Genomic DNA, 3,676 nt, shown 5'->3' with positions numbered 1-3,676 from the left:
GTCCCCGCGCTGGTCGGCGTCCTCAAACTGCCCATGCGCCGCGCGGTCGGCACCAGCCTGCTGGTCATCACGATCAACTCGCTGGCCGCGCTCGGCGCCCGCGCCGGCACCGGGATGCATCTGGACTGGGCGGTCATCGCGCCGTTCACCGCGGCGGCCATGCTGGGCGCCTGGGACGGCAAACGCCTGTCCAAGAAGCTCAAGGGCGGAACGCTGCAACGCGTCTTCGCGTACGTCCTGCTCGCGGTCGCCGTCTCCATGCTCGCCGACGTACTCGCGTGACCTTGCCGTCACAGAGCCCTGGCACAGTGGTAACGCCGGGCGCCCCCCGCACCCCACCCCCCACACACGGCACTCCCCGATCGGGGACGCCCTCGACAACACAAGGACGACAACTGCCATGACGACCCTCACCACTCTCGCTCCTCACCAGGCCCAGGACCGTCTGCACGAACTCACCGTGATCGACGTCCGCACCCCGGGCGAGTACGCCGGCGGTCACATACCCGGTGCCCTGAACATCCCGCTGGACCAGCTCGACCGCGCGCTGCCCGACATCCGCAGCGCCGCCGAGCGCGCCGAGATCCTCGTGGTCTGCGCGTCGGGCGCCCGTTCCGAGAACGCCTGCCGGCAGCTCGCCGAGAAGGGCATCCACACCGCGACCCTGGCGGGCGGCACCGGCGCCTGGGCCGCCCAGGGGAACGACCTGGACCGCCCCGTGGCCTGCGACGTCAAGTCGGCCTGGGCCATGGACCGCCAGGTCCGCCTCACCGCCGGATCGCTCGTCCTGACCGGCCTGGCCCTGGGCGAGTTCGTCCACCCGGCCTTCCGGCTGCTGTCCGCCGGCGTCGCGGGCGGTCTGGTCTTCTCCGCCGTGACCAACACCTGCGGCATGGCCGCCATGCTGGCCAAGCTGCCCTACAACCGCCCCCGCAAGGCCGACCTGGACGCGACGCTGGCGCGCCTGCGCAGCCTCTGACCGCGGCGTCCGTACGGCAGGCAGACGGAGGAGTGACGGTGGATCTCGAACTGGAGGGCGCGCCCCTGAAGGCCGTGCTGAACCGGCTGCGGCGCGCGCAGGGCCAGATCTCCGGGGTGATCCGGATGATCGAGGAGGGCCGGGACTGCGAGGAGGTCGTCACCCAGCTGGCCGCCGCCTCGCGGGCGCTCGACCGCGCCGGTTTCGCGATCATCGCGACCGGCCTCCAGAAGTGTGTGGCCGACTTCGAGGACGCACGGCGCGGCGGCGAGAACCCCGAGCAGACGCGGGCCCGCCTGGAGAAGCTCTTCCTGTCGTTGGCATGACACTTCGCCCCGTACGCCGCGGGCCCTGGCCGGGCCGCCGCGCACGGGGCGAAGCTCTCGATGGCTCCCGGGGCTTACGGTTCGATGCCGCTCGCGAGGGTGCCGTCGACGTACACGGTCACCTTCGTGGCGTCGGCGTACGCGGTGTTGGTCGCGTAGCTGTAGTCGTCGCTCTCGCTGAAGTTCGACCAGTCCGTCTTGCTGACCCGGCTCTGGATGTCACCGGTGTTCGCACCCGCGGCGAGCGTGCCGGCACCGGAGGTGAACCCGACCTCCACGTAATGGTCCGCGCCCGACTTCGGCGAGGACAGGGCGACCACCTTCTGCGTCACGTTCGAACAGCCGACGGCCGCGTAGTCGCACCACGCGCTGAAGGTGGACGCGCCACCGTCACCGGTGAAGTAGTAGCGGATCGTCACCTTGGACAGATCCACCGGACCACTCCCGGTGTTCACCACCCGCAGACCCGGCTTGATCTGGTTGTCCGTCGGCGCGGAGTCGTTGTTCTTGTACTGCACCTTCACCGCACCCGTGCCCGGCGTACCACCACCGGTCGCCGCAGTCGTCGCCGTCACCGCGCTCGACGCCGCCGAGACGTTCCCCGCGGCATCCCTCGCCCTCACGGTGTACGAGTACGCCGTGGACGCCGACAGACCACTGTCCGTGTACGACGTCGAGGTCGTGCTGCCCGCTTTGGTGGCCCCCCGGTACACGTCGTACCCGGTGACCCCCACGTCGTCCGTGGCCGCCGACCACTTCAGCGACACGCTCGAACTGGTCGTCGCGGACACCGCCAGGCCCGAGGGCGCGGAAGGCGGTGTGGTGTCCGTGCCGCCTCCGCCGCCGGAGCCGCCGAGTGCGGTCTGGACCGCGGTGTACGCCGGTTTGGTCTGGAGGTTCTCGTCGTAGAGGTCGGCGGCGCCCTGCCCCGAGAAGGTGCTCGGCACCCAGGAGTACTTGTCGTCGAAGTCCCACACGGTGATGCCGACGCAGCGGGTGACGGCGAGGCAGGCATTGGTGACCTGACGGTAGTAGTCGGCCTGGGCAGCCAGCTTGGTGCTGTCCGCGGGCAGTTCCATGCGCACGTCCAGCTCGGTGAACGCGACGTCGAGCCCGAGGTCGGCGAAGCGCTGGAGGTTCTGCTGCATGGTGGAGGGGAACGAGTACTGGACCGCCAGGTGGCCCTGGAAGCCGATGCCGTCCAGTGGCACGCCCTGCTTCTTCAGGTCGCTGGCCAGCTGGTACATGGCGTCGGCCTTGGCGCCGGTGCCGTCGATGTTGTAGTCGTTGATGTACAGCTTGGCACCGGGGTCGGCGGCGTGCGCGGTGCGCAGCGCGTCCGCGATGTAGTCCTTGCCCATGGCGTTGTAGAACGCGTCGGTCCGGTAGGTGCCGTCGTCGTTGAAGGGCTCGTTGACCACGTCCCAGGAGTAGACCTCCCCCTTGTAGTGGCCGGCCTCCTTGGTGATGTGGTTCTCCATGGCGGCCTGGACCTGGCTGGAGGGGAGGTTGCTCACCCAACTGGGGAGCTGGCTGTGCCAGACCAGGTTGTGGCCGCGCACCTGCTGGTTGTGGGCCTGCGCGAACTGGACGATCGCGTCGCCGCCGCTGAAGTTGAACTGGCCCTGGGAGGGCTCCGTGGTGTCCCACTTCATCGAGTTGCCGGGCGTGATCGAGCCGAACTCACTGCCCAGGACGGCGGTGTAGGCCGAGTCGTTGAGTTCCGAGTTGTCGGTTGCGGAGCCGAAGTAGCGGCCGTGGGCCTGGGCCAGCTGGTTCAGGGTGCTGCCCTGGGCCTGGGCCGGGGCGGTCCCGACGGCGAGCAGGCCGAAGCCGGTGGTCACCAGCGTGGCCAGCGCGACCGCGAGCCCCCCGCCGCGCATGGGGTGCAGAAGAGATCTCACCACTTTCTCCTCGTTCAGTTGGGCTCGGTGCCGCCCGCGAGGGTGCCGTCGACGTACACGGTCACCTTCGTGGCGTCGGCGTAGGCGGTGTTGGTCGCGTAGCTGTAGTCGTCGCTCTCGCTGAAGTTCGACCAGTCGCTCTTGTTGATCCGGCTCTGGATGTCACCGGTGTTCGCACCCGCGGCGAGCGTGCCTGCGCCGGAGGTGAAGCTGATCTCCACGTAGTGGTCCGCGCCGGACTTCGGCGAGGACAGGGCGACGACCTTCTGCGTGAGGTTCGAGCAGCCGACGGCCGCGTAGTCGCACGACGTGGTGAAGGTGGACGCGCCACCGTCACCGGTGAAGTAGTAGCGGATCGTCACCTTGGACAGGTCCACCGGGTCGGTCCCGGTGTTGACGACACGCAGACCCGGCTTGATCTGGTTGTCGGTGGGCGAGCTGTCGTTGTTCTTGTACTGCACCTTGAC

General features: G+C 69.2%; 5 protein-coding genes. 3 read left to right on the top strand and 2 right to left on the bottom strand.

Annotated features, from left to right (window positions below; all coding sequences use genetic code 11):
- The 3 genes from ACWDD7_RS37405 to ACWDD7_RS37395 all read left to right on the top strand — a co-directional run.
- Nucleotides 1-282 (top strand): sulfite exporter TauE/SafE family protein (locus ACWDD7_RS37405; protein WP_450460681.1); only part of this gene is annotated, 282 nt, incomplete at its 5' end.
- A 118-nt stretch (nucleotides 283-400) separates the two neighbouring features.
- Nucleotides 401-979, top strand: a complete 579-nt coding sequence (locus tag ACWDD7_RS37400; RefSeq protein ID WP_351879809.1) for a rhodanese-like domain-containing protein — start codon at nucleotides 401-403, stop codon at nucleotides 977-979.
- 38 nt (nucleotides 980-1,017) lie between these two features.
- A complete protein-coding gene (locus tag ACWDD7_RS37395; protein WP_450460680.1) occupies nucleotides 1,018-1,305 on the top strand; it encodes a metal-sensitive transcriptional regulator in 288 nt (95 codons plus the stop codon).
- A gap of 74 nt (nucleotides 1,306-1,379) precedes the next feature.
- Here ACWDD7_RS37395 and ACWDD7_RS37390 read toward each other — a convergent pair whose 3' ends face one another.
- Nucleotides 1,380-3,209, bottom strand: coding sequence for an endo-1,4-beta-xylanase (locus ACWDD7_RS37390; RefSeq protein ID WP_450460679.1), 1,830 nt, complete (start codon nucleotides 3,207-3,209; stop codon nucleotides 1,380-1,382).
- A gap of 14 nt (nucleotides 3,210-3,223) precedes the next feature.
- Nucleotides 3,224-3,676 (bottom strand): cellulose binding domain-containing protein (locus tag ACWDD7_RS37385; protein ID WP_450460677.1); only part of this gene is annotated, 453 nt, incomplete at its 5' end.

This window comes from Streptomyces sp. NPDC001056 (assembly GCF_053598955.1).
The sequence above is the reverse complement of the archived record's forward strand: the minus strand, read 5'-3'. Positions and strand labels throughout refer to the sequence as shown.

What these genes read in the sequence shown, in the direction of transcription:
- ACWDD7_RS37400 (WP_351879809.1), top strand. Translation starts at nt 401, where the DNA reads ATGACGACCCTCACCACTCTCGCTCCTCACCAGGCCCAGGACCGTCTG.